Origin of the sequence: Collinsella sp. CLA-ER-H2 (assembly GCF_040092405.1) — a bacterium.
GTDB lineage: Bacteria > Actinomycetota > Coriobacteriia > Coriobacteriales > Coriobacteriaceae > Collinsella.
Map to the genome: position 1 here is coordinate 68,070 of NZ_JBBNLO010000007.1, position 16,025 is coordinate 84,094.

Genomic DNA, 16,025 nt, shown 5'->3' on the forward strand with positions numbered 1-16,025 from the left:
GCAAACACTTTAGCGGGGAGACGTGGAGCATATGAAGTACAAGACGACGGCAAAGTTGGTCATTCAAGCGTGCGACAAGGATCTGCCGGGCGTCTTCGGCCACGGCTGCGTCTTGCTGCTGCAGGGGATTGCCCGCGAGCACTCGCTCAACCGTGCCGCCAAGAGCATGGGCATGGCATATTCCAAGGCCTGGCGCATTGTGAACGAAGCCGAAGGCCAGCTGGGCTGCAAGCTCATCGAGCGCGACGGCGCCCGCGGATCCACCCTCACCCCCGCCGGCGAGCGAGCCATAGCGGTCTACGAGGAGCTGCAGGCCGACATCAACAACGTCATTGCCACCAAAGCAAACGACCTCATCGCCAGCATCAAAGAGTAGCTAATTTGCGGAGGGCGTTGTCTAGGGTGGCGGCCACGATCAAGGGGTCGTCGGCGCCGGCGAAGAGGCGGATGGTGTTCCCCTGCTTGCCGCATGGGGCCGAAAGGCGCGTCGTTGCGCCGCCGGCCGGCGATGTGCGGAACTCCCCCGGCAAAGCGTCGAAAAGATCACCTGCGCTACGCTCGATAAGGTCAAATTCAACTGCTGGGCCAAAGCCGTGCTCGAGGATTCCCGTTGCAGCCGCATGGTCGAGATGCGAGCTCAGCCCGGGATAGCGCACGTTGCGCACCATCTCATTGGCGGCCAGATACTCGGCCAACGCACGGGCGCGGTCGAAGTGTGCCTGCATGCGGGTATCGAGCGAGTCCAGCCCGCGCTCCAGCACACCAGCCTCGTCAGTAGGCAAATCAAGCTTGCCCAAGCCACAGCCCTCAAACAGGACATGCACGCACTCAGCCGCGGCATCCACACGATGGCGCTTGAGCTGCGAGCGCGCGACCGATACGGCAACCAACTTGCGTGAAGCGTTACCGGCGCACACACGGTCGAGCGCTTCGAGCGACAGCACGGCACCCAAGCGCAACGGATCGCAGCCAAAAGCCGACGCCACGGTGTTGTCCACAACCAGCAGCGCATGGGCCTCGCGAGCCGCTCGACCCAGCGTACGCAGGTCGGGCACGCGCAGTCCAAACCCGCCGATGGAGTTGACGAACCACCACAGGTGCGGCCCCTCGGCATCAAACGAAGCATCAAAGACCTCGGACGCGGCGGTAAACGCCTCGGCGGACGGCGAGCCCACCAGCGCAACATCGCGGCCATCAAAGCCGTGCGCAAATGCTTCGGTAAAGTCATCCGCAAAGGCCACCAGGCGGTCACCGGGACGCACAATCCCCAGCTGCGACAGCGCTGCCGGCACATGCGGGGCCGCAACAAGACGCGCCTCACGCGCGCCGGCCCTCAAAGCCCAGGCCTCTTCTAGCTGCTGTACGCCCATACGGCACCGTCCCTTCAAAACAAAAACCCACGATGCGGGTGTTCCCCGCATCGTGGGCAACGGCTGCAGTATAGCGCCGATATGCGACGAATCGCTTAGATGTTGAGCGTGTGATAGTTCACGCTCGTGCCCGGAGCATCAACGGTCACGCCATAGGCCTCGGGATAGATGCGCGTCGAAAACACGAGCGAGCCATCATTCACAAACACCTCGACCGACGAGACATCGCCGACAATGCGCACGTTACGAACCTCGTCGACGGGCTCCCAACGCACGGTACGACCGCAGCCGGCAGAAGCGCGACCCTCATCGGTAAATCGCATCTCAAAGCGCGAGGGCAGTTCGCCCTCGGCGGGCACAAACTCCAGCTTCAGCTCGTCATCAACGGTCGCGGTAAACGCGCCATCGACACCGTCAACAACAACGTCAAAGCAGGTATCGCCGGCAACCTTCAACGAGCCCTCCCCCACACGCACCGAGGCATAATGGCGCTCGATCTCGCGCGCCGGCTGCTGCAGTACCACGCCGCCGTCACCGGCTGTAAGCTCACGCGGCACCGTCATGCAGTGCTGCCAACCCGCCACCAACGTCGGTGCGTTGCCATAGGTCGGCTCATCGGGCATGCCCATCCAGCCGATCAGAATGTGGCGACCATCCTCGGACGTAAACTCCTGCGGCGCGTAGAAATCAAAGCCGGCATCCCACAGGCGGAACTCGCCCAGCTCATAAGCGTCATTGCCACCCGTAATGTCGCCCGTTACAGGCATGTAGCCCGCTGCATACACATTGCCGCGGTCCCAACGACCGCCCTCAAGACCCTGGGGAGAGAAGGACAGCCACTTCGCCGGTACACTGCCATCCGGCTCAAGCTCAAGGTATCCCGGGCACTCCCACATAAAGCCAAAGCGCTCGGGCGTAGACACACGACTCTCGAGCTCCCAACTCAGCATATCGGCCGAGCCATACACCAGGATCTCGCCCACATCGCGCCCGGCACCCTCGCCGTGCATGGCGCAAAATCGACTATCGACATGCGGCCCATCCACGCGACGACGCGCGCCCAGCACCATGTGGTAACGCCCGTCATCATCGCGCCACACCTTGGGGTCACGCACGTGGCAGGTCAAATCCTCGGGATAATCATCGGACGCCAGCACCACGCGCTTTTGGCTGAACTCCCGACCGGCAAGGCCATCAACGCTCTCGACATAAACAGTATCGGCGCGACGGCCGGTATTGACGTAGTCGTACGTGCCGTCCGCATCGGAAAGCTTAACGTTGCCCGTATAGAGCACGCGAATGCGGCCGTCCTCGGCAAGCGCGGAGCCTGAATACACGCCATGGCAATCGAACGGCTCGTCGGGCAGCAGCGGGGCGCCAACATATTCCCAGTTCATAAGGTCGCGGCTTGTGGCATGGCCCCACATCTTTACGCCGCCGTTCACATCAAACGGGGCATACTGGAAGTACGCGTGAAACACGCCGCCCGCTTGGCAAAGACCGTTGGGGTCGTTGAGCCAGCCCGCCGGCGGCATAATATGGAAGCGCTGGCCATACGCGCCATGACCGCACTCAGAGGCGGCGGCGTCAACAGCGGCGACCAGCTTTGCAAGGTCGCGACCAAGTGCATTAGACATATCAAAGTCCTAACGGATCGAAAGTAACAAGACACCAGAGATCGGCACCAGATACGGGAAACGCCCGCGAGCATACGACCCGCGGGCATCCCCTCAATCAAAAGCTCTTAGGCCCGCTCGGAAGTCTTGGACTCGTCCTTGTACAGGACAAACGAGACAGCAAAGGAAACCAGCGCGGCGACCGCAAACATGATCGCGTACTGCACGGGCTGGGCCAGGCACAGCAGGATACCGAAGATACCCGTAACGCCCGTGCCGGAGGCAGCCAGCGAAGTGAGCGCGCAGACCAGGGCGCCGCAGCCACCGCCGATGCAACCGGCGATGAAGGGCTTAAAGAAGCGCAGGTTCACACCAAAGATGGCAGGCTCGGTAATGCCCATGAAGGCGGACAGAGCCGAAGGAAGAGCAAGGCCCTTAATCTTGGCATCGCGGGTCTTAAAGGCAACGGCAAGTGCGGCACCACCTTGGGCGATATTGGCAGCGCTGGCGATGGGCAGCCAGTAGGTCACGCCATACTGGGCGAGCTGACCCAGGTCGATGGCGGTGTACATCTGGTGGATACCGGTAACGACCGTGGGAGCATAGAACAGGCCGACGATAAAGGAACCGATGCCGAAGGGCAGGGTCAGCAGGGCCTGGATCAGACCGAGGATGGCATTCTCGGCCCAGACAAAGATGGGGCCGACGGCAACGAGCGTCACGAGCACGGTCACGAACACCGAGACGAGCGGGGTCACAAAGAGGTCAAACATCTCGGGAACGATCTTGTGCAGACGCTTCTCGAGGAAGGCCAGAATGGCGCAGGCGATAACGATGGGGATAACGTGGCCCTGATAGCCGACCCACTCAAAGCTGTACACGCCGGGGACGACGGTGACCATAGTCTGCACGCCCTCGGAGGCAACCGTGTAGGCGCTCTGCAGCGAGGAGTTGATAAACGCACCGCCGACGACGGCGCCCAGATACGGGTTGGCGCCGAATGCCCTAGCGGCGGAGTAGCCGATCAGGATCTGCAAAATGCCAAAGGACGTGCCCGAGACCAGGTCGGCGATCTTGTAGATAAAGTTATTGGTGTCGAGCGCGATAAAGCCGTTGGAGGCCATAAAGTTGAGGGCGCTCATGATGCCCAGCAGCAGGCCCGAAGCCACGATGGCGGGGATGATGGGGACAAAGACGTCGCCGAGCACCTTAATGGCACGCATAAAGATGTTCTGCTGCTGCGCCGCGGCCTCCTTGACCTCGGCCTTGGTGGCAGCCTCGACGCCGCTGAGCGCAATGAACTCGTCGTAGACCTTGTTGACGGTGCCGGTGCCAAAAATAATCTGGAGCTGGCCCTGGGCCTCAAAGACGCCCTTGGCGCCGTCGATATTCTCAAGGGCCTCCTTGTCGACCTTGGCGTTATCGGCAATCACCAGACGCAGACGCGTGGCGCAGTGTGCGGCCGAAACAACGTTGCCGGCGCCACCGATGTTGTCGAGCACCTCTCGGGCTGATTTGCGGTAGTCCATGACTTCCCTTTCCTCCAACGGGCGCATCTGCACCCGGCCATCTTTGACACTTACACTGTAATCGTTTTCAGTTTCATATATCTGTAATCGTTTTCACACCAGGATGAACGGTAGGAATTAGCCGGCGAATGGTAGTTTTGAGACAAACATAAGGGCTCAGAGGCAGGCAGACGTGCCCAAAATCTAGACATTCATAAGCTGATGGCCGAGTTTGAGCGTCTTTAGACCGCTCTCCCCCTCCACGCCATCGAGCGTGTTGAGCAACATATTGGTCGCCTCGACGCCACTGGTCAGGTAGCCATAATGCACGGTGGGAATACCGCCCGTCAGCGCGCGCAAAAACGCGTTGTCGCCAAAACCGCTTACGCGATGCATGCCCTCGCCCACGCCGCGAACCTCATCGATGGCACGAAGCGCGCCCGCCGCCATGGTATCGGTCGCGCACGCGATAAACGAAACATCGGGAGCGACGGAAAGCAGTTCACGTGCTGCACCATAGCCTGAGTCGAGCGTAAACGAGCCCAGGCGAATCAAGGCGGCATCGAGCGGGTTACCCGCGGCGCGCAAGCCGGCCTCAAAACCGCAACGGCGGTCATAACCGGCCGCGCGGTCCTCTTCGGTAACTCCAATGTAGGCGATCTTGCCGTCCACGCGGCCCGCAAGCGCATGGCCCAGCTCAAAGGCGGCCTCGTAATCGTCGTGATAGACGCACGCCGCGCCCTCGACATTCTGGCCGATCAACACAATGGGCACACGGCACGACTCAATCGCGCGACGGTGCTCATCGGTAATCATAGTTGCCACCAGCACAATGCCATCGACCGGGTGGTTTTGGAATAAATCGAGGTATTCGAGCTCACGATCGGCCGCGTTGTCGGTATTGGCAAGGAGCATCTGGTAGCCACGGCGACCGAGCACCTGGCCAATACCGGCGGTAATGCGGCTCACGGATTCCGAGTTGATCTTGGGCACGATGACGCCAATGAGCTTGGTGGAACCGGTGCGCAGCGCGCGAGCCTGGCTGGATCGCACGTATCCGGTCAGCTCGATTGCCTGCTTAATGCGCTCGGCCTTGTCCGCTGAGATATATCCACCGTTGAGGTAGCGCGAGACGGCGGCGCTCGAAACGCCGGCCAGCTCGGCCACATCTTTCATCTTTACCACGAACACCCCTGTCGTTGAAATCGTTTTCACCATGATACCCGTGACGGCGCTTCGGATAAATCAATATCACCCAGGTCGAGCAAACGTCAGCGAGCGGGCAGCTGCCGTGACGAGGTGCCGCGAAAGAGGAGCGAAGCGTACTTTATGTACGCGAGCGACGGTTTGAGCGGCAGATCGCCCGGCAGATGTCCGCGCAGCGTCGAGCGGTCCGGCGTTCGTTATAACGCCGGAACATAATAGCCACGGCAGCTGCCCGCTCGCTGACGTATGCTCGACCAGGAGCGCCCCTCTTTGTGCAATCTGCTCGCTAGGGTTCTACCCGTGGTACTCGCCGTTGTACTGGATGAGCGTGAGGTCCTCAACGCCGTCGAGCGCACGGATAGCGTCGGCATAGGGCATATCCACACCGTCAGAGAACACCTCGACGGCCATTTCCACCTTGTCGCCGCGCATGGTCTTGGACTTGACGGTAAACTTGGTGCGCCCAAATGCACGCACGATATCGTCGCCAGTGGTCTGACCCGTGTAGTGGATGACCATCATGTACACGCGCGCCTTGTCCTGGTGGCTCGCAAAGCCGGCAATCATCACCACAATCACCACTGCCGTAAGCCCCACGAGTGCGTACATGCCGGCACCCGCCGTAATGCCCGTGGTAATGGCCCAAAACAGGTACAGCAGGTCGAGCGGGTCCTTGACCGCCGTACGGTAGCGGACGATAGACAGAGCACCGACCATACCGAGCGAGATGACCACGTTGGTCGAAATCGCGAGCGTGACCATGCAGGTGAGTACGCACATGCCCACAAGCGTCACGGCAAAGCTACGCGAATACACCACGCCGGTAAAAAAGCGCTTGTAGACGTAATAGATCAGGATGCCCATGGCGAGCGCCACGAGCAGCGACAGGCCGATCTTGGCAGGGTCGACCTGGCCAAACGCCTCCAAAACGGAGTTCTTAAAAAAGTACCTGGTGCTCATGGTCTAAATATCCCCTCGGTTCTCAAAATCCGATTCCCAGTAATTAAATCCGCGCAGGTAGGCGGTCTTGTCGTAGCACAGGCAGTACTTGGAGACCGCCGTAAGCTCGGCCGCGCCCGGCGGCACCAAATCGCGCACCAGCTGCGGGCAAAACTCCGTAAACTTGACCTCCATCACCAGCTTGTCGGGCTCCAGGACCGGCAGCGCGGGCAGCGTCACGTCAAAGATATCGAAGCTTCCCACCGCGGCACGCACGTTCATGTCAAACGTAATACGCACGGTGCCCTCATCCATCACCCACGGCTCGCGCTCATAGTCCACGATGGTCCGCGGGCGCATCATGTTGCAGATACACTCGATGTAAAACTCGCGACAGAGCGGATAGGGGCTCCTCAGCAAAAAGCCGTAGTCGCCAGCCAGAATCTGCTCAAACTCGTCGCGCGTAAGTGGCGCATCCTCCTTGTAGATCCAGCTGCCGTACTTCTTTTTGCGCTCGAGCTTAATCACCTTGTCGCTGCCGTTATAAATGCGTACGCGATACTTTTTGCGCATGAGAATGCCGGCGTCTTTTTCCTCGTAGGCCGAGTTGCAGTAGTCGTCAAAGTAGAGGCTGCGAATGGTGTAACCACCCGCCCGTGCATGCTTGTCCAGCTTAAACACCGGCGCCATGCGACAGGCAAGCGCAGCGTGCTCGCCCTCGTTAATGAGATATTTGAGTTCGTAGCGGTAACGCTCCTGCGTGGCACGCACAGGCGGGGCCGCCCAGCGCTCAAGCAGCGCGCTAGCCCTCCTCATACGTGTCCTCCACGACCTTACCGCCGTCTTGCACGTAAAAACACTTCATGCCGTAGTGCTTGCCGTCGTCGGTCACATAGTAGTCAAACGCATCTTGCGTATAACCGTCGGAGTTGTTGGCACGCACGCGCACAAAATACTGGCCGGCATCGGGCGAATCGCAGGTCACCTCGGGAAGCAGCACGTCCTCGGCCTTAAAGACCACGTCGCTTATGGCATAGTCGCGCGCAAGCTCTACGGTGTAGCGAATGTCGCGCGCCTCAAAGTCGTAGGACGCATCCCAGTTCATGCGCAGCTTGCCGTTATCGATCTGCGGCACGCCGATGTAGAACGGCATGGGCTTTTTAAAACTCTCGCAAAAGCTCTTATAGTTCTCCTCGATCTCGGCCGGAAGCGCCGCGGCAATTTGCTCATATTGATCCTTGGTGACAGGCAGATTGTCGATATCGGGCGAAGCAAAGACCAGGGATTCAGTCACCTCGCGGTAGTGCTTGATCATCTTGCTCAGGCGTGCCTCGGTCATGTACGAGCGCAAGTCCTTGACGGCACGGTCGAGTTCGCTGCGGAACGACTTGCTGCGCAACGCGCGGTTAAACAGCACGTTGCCCCAGTAGTTGCTTGCGCCGCGCTCCCAGCTCGCGTAGTCCGAAAACCCGGTAAGAGAAAGCTCCAGCTTACGCAGCATGCCGTCGTTATCCCAATCCAGGATATACCAGACCTTGGAGTTGAGCGGGCTGTACAGATAACAGTTGCGGTTCTGCGTATCGCAGTTGCCCGTAAGGATCTGAAACGCCAGCCAATAGACCAGGTTCTCAGTATCAAAGTAGGTGTCGAGCACGTCGTCGATCTTTTGCGAATCATCGTTGAGCGCATCGAGCATCTCGATGAGCTTGGTGTGGTCCGAATCGCCCTTGATCTCGAGCATGCCCTCAAAGTTTACCTGGCTGTAGTCTGGATCGTCGGCAAGCTTAATGGTGTCCTCGTAGCGATGGAAATCGAAGTTGTTCACCTTGTACAGGTGCCCGTTCTTATCCAAGCCGTGCGCCTTAAGCGCCGTCTTGTTGAGCTGCTCCACCTGCGTAAACAGGCCGTAGTCCTCAAAGGTGTCGTTGGACTTTTCGGTCTGGTCGCACACCCACAGATGCACAAACTGCGTGCGCAGGCCCATCATCTGGGGAATCCCACGGATAAGGTCGTAGGCCATCTTGTTACGAAAACGCATACCCTCGCCCATGTGCTTGTTGAGCGCAATCGCGCGCTGTTGGCGCCAGGTACCCTTGCCCTTTTTGAGCTCCACCTTGTAATTCTTTTGCGAGTTCATGCTCGACGTCTGGCCGCGCACCTGCACAGTGGCATTGGGCGCTTCCTCGCCATAGCCAACCTCGCCGGCCACCGGGCCGTCTTCGTCGCCCGGCTGCAGCAGGCCCATAACCTGATAGCGCTTCACGCCCATGTCGGCATAGTCATACACCGAGTACGTATTGATCTCGGCCCAGCTGTGGTCGGTGCTCTCGGAGCTGTTACCGCGCGAGACCGTCAGGTACATGGTCACGGTGCCCGAGTCGTCATAGACCTCGTACAGCTCGTCCTTATCGCGCAGGTGCTTGGACTGGTCGGAGGCCTCAGCCTTTTTAATCTTGTCCTGCTTTTTGACCTTTTTGGTCGAGGATTCGTCCTGAGACGAGCAGCCCGAAAGCAACAGCGCACCGGCAGCCGCCTCGATCAGGCAGCGGCGAGACATCAACTTATCGATCATCAGAACCTCCCCAATGTTTTTGGTACAGGCGAACCACCATACGTTCAAACGCACTGCGCGGCTCACCGCCCACGCGCTTGTCCTCGTAGCGTTGCTCAACACGGTCGAGCACCCGGCCAAGTTCGGTAAACCAGCCCGTCTTGTCAGTAGCCACAATGGGCTGCTGGCTCAGGATACGATACGGCAAGTTGGCGGTATAGGTATCGAGCCGCAGCAGCGCCACGATAAAAAACACCGCCGCACCCAACAAAAAGCCAAAGCCGTAAAACTGCTGCGGCAAAAGCAACGACACGGCAGTCGCCAGCCCGGCCACACCGGCAAACAGTCCCGAGGCCAGCACGGCCCCCTTGTAGTCGGTAAAGTACAGCAAGATGAGCAATAACGTATTGCCCACGGCATACAGGCCATAGCCCACGCATAACGTGCGGAAATACCCGTGCATCAGGTTGTTAAAGCCCAACGGTAGGGCCGACAGCACCGTGGTCTCGAGCGAGATGACCGCCGCCGTCACAAACAGTTGCTTGAGCGCACAAAAGCGCAGTTCTCGGTTGAGCGTGGCAAGCATTTCCTCCTCGGCCACCACAATGTCGCCCACCACGCCACCGTCGTTGAATAGGCTGTAGTAGTCGCGGTAGCGCGGATAAAAGTTGACCTCGACCGAGACCACAAAGTTGACGGACGTGACCAGGATCGTCAAAAACGCGATGAGCGCCGGAACATCGTGGTAGGGCGCACCATAAAACAAGCCCTTGACCTGCACGCCAATGGGACCGGCCCATATTATCACCAAGTGCGCAAAGAGGCCCAGGTTGGTAAACAAGCCCGTGAGCGCCAACGGCATAAACTGATCAAGCCACCGTAAATAGAGCCAGGGGCTGCGATCGCCCTGCGGAAAATACCGGTACAGCAGCACCACGTCCCAGGCGAGCATGACGCCGTAGCCCAGAGCAATTGACGCCAACAGGCCCTCGACCGGCGGCAGTCCCAGCGCCAGCGCGGCCAGGGCGCACAGGCACATCACGCCAATGGCAGCCGCAAAGCTGCACAGGATGCCGCGGTAATCCTTGATGGCCGTGAGGTAACTCATGCCGTTCCAGTTGACGATCATAATGTTGAACAGCCACAGGCACAGCAGCCCCTGCAGCAGCGTGGCGCCCGAGAACAGCAAAAAGACGCCGTAGAGCACCGTGCCCGCAACGAGCATGATGGCGTTGGAGCCCCAAAACGAAGGCAGTATCTCATCCTCGCGCTCGGCAAAAAGCATGTCGGCCAAAAAGCGCGTGACCGGCATGGAGAAAAAGCTCGTGAGTGTGAGCGACGCCAGCAGCGTATAGGTCACCATGCACACCAGCAAGTCCTGGTTGGCGCGTCCCACGCCCCACAGACCGCACAGCACCAAGATACCCACCTGGAGCAGCACACCCAGCAGCATGGGGCCCGTGCACACAATGCCGGCGTAGCCGTAAGCGCGCATCGTGGCAAACAGGCCCTTGCGCCTAAACAGGCGCTTGAGCTCAAAACCAATTCCGGCCACCGGCTACTCCCCCTCTCTGGGCAGGTCAAACGCTTGCGCCGTCTCGTCGTACAGCGCGCGATAGTTGGCGAGCATCTGCTCGTGCAAAAAGTACGTGGCAACGCGACGCTGCCCGCGCTCCCCCATCTCAATGCGACGGGCGCGGCTCACGCACATGCGCTCCATGGCATCGGCCAAGCCCTTACGATACATGGGCGGCGTCACAAATCCCGCCACGCCAAAGTCATCGCCTGGGGCGCCTTCGAGAAGCTCGCGGCAGCAGCCCACCTCGGTCGTCACGCAGGGGCGACGCGCTGCAAGCGACTCCAGCACGCTAAGCGGCTGGCCCTCGGAGATGCTCGTCAAAATGGTAAAGTCGAGCTTTTCCATGTACTCGACCACGTTAACACGACCGGTAAAGATCAGGTCGCGCACGCCCAGGGTATCGACCAGCGCGTGGCACTCGGCGCCGTACTCTTCGTCGTCCACGCCGCCCATAATGTGCAGGCGCACCTTGGGCAGTCGCTCGTGCAGCTCAAAGAAGGCATAGATCATAGTCTTGACGTCCTTGATGGGCGCCAGGCGCACCACCGCGCCAATGTCCACCCAGCCGTCATCGGGCTTTAAGGGAATGTCCTTAAAGCGGTCGAACTGAATGCCGTTGGGGATGACCAGGCATTTGTCCGCATCGCAGCCCATATCAATCTGCGTCTTGCGGGCGTTATGGAACAAACTCGTCACGCGGAAGGCGCGACGGTAGATCTCCTTCGAAAGCAGGTAGAAAAAGCGAATCCAGCGGTCCTTAAACGACGGCACCACCCAATCGGCGCGAATGATCTCTTCCTCGCGCTCGCGGGTATAGATGCCATGCTCGGTCAGCAGCACCGGCGCATGGTGAACGCTTGAGCCCAGGCAGGCGAGCAGGCCACCGTAGCCGGTCGAGATGGCATGGTACACATCGGCCACCGGCACCTCGCTGCCCAACAGGTAGAGCACGGGCAGCAACATGGAGCGCATGGTGTGGAATGCCTCGGCAAAGGGCGTGTAGGGATACTCGGCCAGGCACACGTCGCGAAAGATATCCATAAACGTGCGGCTCTGCAAAAACGAGAGCGGATGCACGCGACGGCGGTGGAAGACATCGAATAACACGTCCCAGTCCGGATTGGAGAGCGACACCAGACGGCGTAGCGCCTCGCGCTCGCGGTCGTCAAAACTGGCTTCGTGCTGCTCGCCCGAAAGCCGCAGGGCATCGTCCAGGAACACCTCGTGCACCTCGACCACGTTGCCGGGCAGCTCGTAGACAAACTTGCCACGGTCGGCAGCATGCGCGCCGATCATCCACAGCACAAACTCGTGCTCAGGCATGGCCTGGATATAGCCATGCATCCAGGTAGATACGCCGCCGTGCACATAGGGGTAGCAACCTTCGAGTACCAAGCAGATTCTCATTTGTCGCCACCCTCCTTGCGCTCGATCGTCACGGTCTTATCATTTGCCTTGAGCAGATACAGATTGCCTGTAAGGTGCGTCAGTTCGCCACCCGTCACCGCACCCGGCTCGCCATTATTGGCGCGGAACATGAGCCACGCCTCGTCGTGGAAATTGCCCAGGCTGAGCGTCCAGGCATCTGCACTTGCATCCACGCTTACCGTAACCGACGAAAAGCGTTGGATGGCACCGGAGCACTCCGACGCCGTCTGGTGCCGCAGGTCGGGCGCAGATTTGGTAAGCCACTCCAGGTAGTTGGTCAGGCCGCCCTTGTAGACCTCCCAGCCCTCCTTGGCTCCGCGATCGGGGTCCAAAAGGTCGTCCGGGTGCATAAAGTGCGTGCTCACGTAGTGCATGTTGAGCTCGGACACGGCTGCCAGGCGCATATAGGAATCGTCGACCATGCCGCCCGAAACAATACGTGGCTGCTCCACAATGCCATCGCTCGCCACGCCAAACTCCTGCACGTAGGGCAGGTCGGTACCGTCCTCAAAGTACGTGCTGGCAATAGTCTTAATGCGCGGAACGTCGGTGCCGATAAGCTGGCGCGCGCGGGCCGAAAGGATATTCGACGGTGGCACGTAGACCGAGCCGTGCGCGTTGGGCAGCACCTCGTCCTGGAAGGCTATAAGCTCGTTGAGCGAAGCGACGAGCGTCTCTTTATTCTTCCAGGTCTTGTAGACGTACAGCGTGCCGTAGTCGGTGTCCCAGAGCGCCAGAGGCTGATGGTTGTAGCCGTGAAAGCCCAGCTCGCCGCCCATCTGCAGCAGCATGCCGCCAAAATAGCGGAACTGCGTGGTATCGGTTTGGCGCGCGGGCTCGGTCTGGTTGACCGCGTCCTCGTAGTTTTCGATCATCACGCCGGTATAGCGAATGCCGTATTTTTGCGCGAGCTTTTGCAGATCGGGCCACCAGACCTTGGTGTAAAAATCGGCAATGGAAAGGCCGTAGTCACGCTTGATATAAGTACCATCGCCCGAGGGCACGGGGCTAGGAAAGTCGTCCAAATAGAACACGGCGCTGTTGATGACCGGATAGGCCGTGGCATCACCCAGCAAGCTTATGGCCGAAGCATAGAACCCACGCATGACCTTGTCGTAGATACCAATGTTGCACACCACGGTGTGACCACTGCCGCAATCGTTAGACCAAATGAGCGGCGTGCCCGCGTCACCGGTCTTTGCCCATACACGCGCCGTTTCGCGCAATGAAACCGAAAGCGAAGAATCGAAGGGATCCGAGAACTCGTAGCGCTCTCCTCCGCCCAACATAAAGTCATCGCTCGGAACAATACTATCGGCTGTCGCATAGTCATATCCGGCCGATTCGATCCCAAGCTTGGAAGCAACAGCCTGCAGGTAGTTCGAGTTATCTGGCGTCATGCCCAGCATGAGTGAGCCGCCCGCACTCACCCAACTCATCAGATCGGTCAGATGCGTACCCAGCCCGTCAAGCGAGGGCATAAGCACAATCACGCGATCAAACGACGTGAGCGATGGGATCGCGTCCGCACCGTCGGTGGCAATATCAACATCGCGATGGGCGATCTTCATGTCGAGCAGGATCTGGTCGAACTGTTCCTTTACGTCCTCGACGCCAGCTTGATCGGAATCGGTAATGACCAGGCACGTGGGCTTTTGGCCAAAGATTGCCGAGGAGGCCGGCACCGCATCGTTGGCGGCAAGCATCCCCAGCTTATGCTGGCCCGCACTGTACTGCACGCCGGCACGCTCCACCAGCAGCACGGCGGCCATGACAATAAAGACCGCCCACACCACGAGGAGTCCCATCCAACGAAAGCGCCCTGCACGGTCGCGGATATGTTGCGCCACGCTCAACTGGCATCCTCCCCGTCGCGCCAAAACGCCAACTTTTCGCGGTTGTCGGCGCTCAAATACACATGTTGCTTGTCAATCGCATCGATCACACGGCGGACCTCGTCACCGTCGCGGCGCATCACGGCCAGGCGCAGGCAAAGCATCCAAACCTCCTGCTCCTCGGGCACGTCGAGCATCAGCTGGTCGGTCACGGCCTGCGCCTCGTCGATCTGTTCGACATCGGCCAGCGCCGTCGCATATCGAATGCGCAGCTCAAGGGTATCCTCGCGCTCGCAGCGACGCGCAAGCAGGCGCGCGTACTGTTGGCGCTGAATCTGAGCCACGCGCCCCTCGGCCAAGCCCGAGCCCAAGAATTCACCAAGAAAATCGCAGTATTCGTTGAGGTTTTGCGCGCTCGGGTCTGTCTTAAAGGCATGCTCCAGCTGCTGCAGTTTAAGATCGGACTCCTTGGAGATCTGCGCCACCGCCGTCGCGGCATAGTGCGCCACCTCAACGTCGTCGTTAAGCTTAGCCGCCTGCAGCTGCGCCAGGTACGCGTCGGGCTCCTCGGTGAGCATGGAGAGCATTAGGCGGCGCCGGTATGCCGGGTCGTTGACGATGAGCGCCTCCTCGAGCGGCACTACGCCTGCATCGTCCTCACCGCTCGGTACCGACATACTGCGATGCAGGTCGTCGTTGAAGCGCAGCGACTCCAGCGCAGACTCTTTCAGCCACTCGCCAAGCACCGCGCTACGGACCGATAGCAGAACCACCAGCAACGGGCCCCACAGCGGCACCAGCACTATTACAGCCAGCATGTGCCCGCGCACCGGCAGCAGGCCCAGCTTCATGAGCGTCCACAGCATCAGGCAAACCAGCGCATGAATCAGCAGCAAGACGGCAGCAACGACAAGCGAGATCAAGCGGCACCCCCCTCACCGTCACCGGTGTAAGCGATGTGCTGCAGCAGCGCCACGATGCCCTCGCCGTCGACGGGCTCCACCGCAATCTGCTTTGCGCTCAGGCGCTTGCGGATAATGGGAAGATCGCACGCCTTTGCCTGGCGCATAAGCAGGTAGAGCACGTTGCCGTCGACCAAGCCCGCCGCGTCGCTCTCGCGGATTGCTGACCCAATTGCGCCCACCAGCTCGCCGACAGGCTCCATGCCCGGTACCACGCGCAGGAGCAAAAAACTCCCCATCTTGCTATCTGCCAGCGCCTGCTCCGCCGCGAGCTCTTGGCCAAAGGCCGCCTGCTTGAGCACGCAAGTACCGTCAACGCAGCGTTTATCCTGCGCCACCGCCTCATAGTCAAAGGCACGGCCCAGCGCGCTTTCGACCAGCCCGCACAAGATGCGGAACAGGTTTTGATAATAGAGGGTCATTTGGTTTTCGGCCGCACTACGCACAAAGATCAACACGGCGGGTGCCCCGTCGCGCTCGATCGTGTATCCAAACATGGGAAGCCCCGGCGTCAGCTCGCGGTTCACCCACAGGTTCGAACGACCCCCCGTCGCCTAAAAGAGGTGCAAGCTGCTCGAGCGCGAGCGAGCGTGCGGCATCTTCGGCAATCGCGGGACTTGCTGCCACCAGGCGTGCAAATGCCCCGCCCGAAACATGGTAGATTGCAACCGAATCGTTCTCGAGGATCTCGCCCAGAAGCTCGCAGCACTTGCGATAGATGTCGCGTGGGTTGAGCACGTCGAGCTCCTGCGTCACCGCAAAGATCTTGCCAAAGCTGTCGTGGCGACCCACGATCTGGCGCCTGTACGCGCGCTTATCCTCGATCGCGTCGTGGTAGAGCTGCGTAAGGAACGTATTGCGGTTGCGCACGAGCTCGTTTTGATCGCGCTCCGCCCTAATGGCTTCGCTCATATGACCCAATCCGCTGTCAAGAGCCACAATGGCCCCGCCGACCGCTTGCAATCGGTCGGCGGGGCCTGCCGTTAACCCGTCCCGGTCCGCCCCCGGCATGTCATCGACGCCTTCGGCTC

The 16,025-nt window shown here is 60.0% G+C and carries 14 protein-coding genes; 1 reads left to right on the top strand and 13 read right to left on the bottom strand.

The window, feature by feature from the left end; translation table 11 throughout:
• Positions 1-31: 31 nt before the first annotated feature.
• Positions 32-376, top strand: coding sequence for a LysR family transcriptional regulator (locus AAAX59_RS03395; RefSeq protein WP_349070569.1), 345 nt, complete (start codon positions 32-34; stop codon positions 374-376).
• On the opposite strand, the gene AAAX59_RS03400 is transcribed toward AAAX59_RS03395, so the two are convergent.
• From AAAX59_RS03400 to AAAX59_RS03460, 13 genes are all read right to left on the bottom strand, one after another.
• The gene (locus AAAX59_RS03400) at positions 366-1,370 is read right to left on the bottom strand and encodes a PLP-dependent transferase (protein WP_349070570.1); all 1,005 of its coding nucleotides are present in this window, start codon (positions 1,368-1,370) and stop codon (positions 366-368) included. The genes AAAX59_RS03395 and AAAX59_RS03400 overlap by 11 nt on opposite strands.
• 95 nt (positions 1,371-1,465) lie before the next feature.
• The gene (locus AAAX59_RS03405) at positions 1,466-3,007 is read right to left on the bottom strand and encodes a glycoside hydrolase family 32 protein (protein ID WP_349070573.1); all 1,542 of its coding nucleotides are present in this window, start codon (positions 3,005-3,007) and stop codon (positions 1,466-1,468) included.
• Positions 3,008-3,114: 107 nt separating this feature from the next.
• Entirely contained in the window at positions 3,115-4,515 is a 1,401-nt protein-coding gene (locus tag AAAX59_RS03410) for a PTS transporter subunit EIIC (RefSeq protein ID WP_349070575.1), read from the bottom strand.
• 183 nt (positions 4,516-4,698) lie between these two features.
• Complete coding sequence (locus AAAX59_RS03415) at positions 4,699-5,670, bottom strand: LacI family DNA-binding transcriptional regulator (RefSeq protein WP_349070598.1); 972 nt, start codon at positions 5,668-5,670, stop codon at positions 4,699-4,701.
• 324 nt (positions 5,671-5,994) lie between these two features.
• A complete protein-coding gene (locus AAAX59_RS03420; protein WP_349070577.1) occupies positions 5,995-6,660 on the bottom strand; it encodes a DUF4956 domain-containing protein in 666 nt (221 codons plus the stop codon).
• Positions 6,661-6,663: 3 nt separating this feature from the next.
• Entirely contained in the window at positions 6,664-7,455 is a 792-nt protein-coding gene (locus AAAX59_RS03425; RefSeq protein WP_349070579.1) for a polyphosphate polymerase domain-containing protein, read from the bottom strand.
• Positions 7,442-9,211, bottom strand: coding sequence for a CotH kinase family protein (locus AAAX59_RS03430; RefSeq protein ID WP_349070581.1), 1,770 nt, complete (start codon positions 9,209-9,211; stop codon positions 7,442-7,444). The genes AAAX59_RS03425 and AAAX59_RS03430 overlap by 14 nt, the downstream gene beginning before the upstream one ends.
• Positions 9,201-10,745 (bottom strand): exopolysaccharide Pel transporter PelG, encoded by a 1,545-nt coding sequence (gene pelG, locus AAAX59_RS03435; RefSeq protein ID WP_349070584.1) that lies wholly within the window; start codon positions 10,743-10,745, stop codon positions 9,201-9,203. Before pelG ends, AAAX59_RS03430 begins: the two co-directional genes overlap by 11 nt.
• Positions 10,746-10,748: 3 nt before the next feature.
• A complete protein-coding gene (gene pelF / locus AAAX59_RS03440; protein ID WP_349070585.1) occupies positions 10,749-12,176 on the bottom strand; it encodes a GT4 family glycosyltransferase PelF in 1,428 nt (475 codons plus the stop codon).
• A complete protein-coding gene (locus tag AAAX59_RS03445; RefSeq protein ID WP_349070586.1) occupies positions 12,173-14,047 on the bottom strand; it encodes a DUF2194 domain-containing protein in 1,875 nt (624 codons plus the stop codon). Before AAAX59_RS03445 ends, pelF begins: the two co-directional genes overlap by 4 nt.
• Before the next feature lie 2 nt (positions 14,048-14,049).
• The gene (locus AAAX59_RS03450) at positions 14,050-14,955 is read right to left on the bottom strand and encodes a hypothetical protein (RefSeq protein ID WP_349070589.1); all 906 of its coding nucleotides are present in this window, start codon (positions 14,953-14,955) and stop codon (positions 14,050-14,052) included.
• Positions 14,952-15,491 (bottom strand): hypothetical protein, encoded by a 540-nt coding sequence (locus AAAX59_RS03455; protein WP_349070591.1) that lies wholly within the window; start codon positions 15,489-15,491, stop codon positions 14,952-14,954. The genes AAAX59_RS03450 and AAAX59_RS03455 overlap by 4 nt, the downstream gene beginning before the upstream one ends.
• On the bottom strand, positions 15,433-15,906 hold the full coding sequence (locus AAAX59_RS03460) for a hypothetical protein (RefSeq protein WP_349070593.1): 474 nt from the start codon (positions 15,904-15,906) through the stop codon (positions 15,433-15,435). Before AAAX59_RS03460 ends, AAAX59_RS03455 begins: the two co-directional genes overlap by 59 nt.
• Positions 15,907-16,025: the final 119 nt, after the last annotated feature.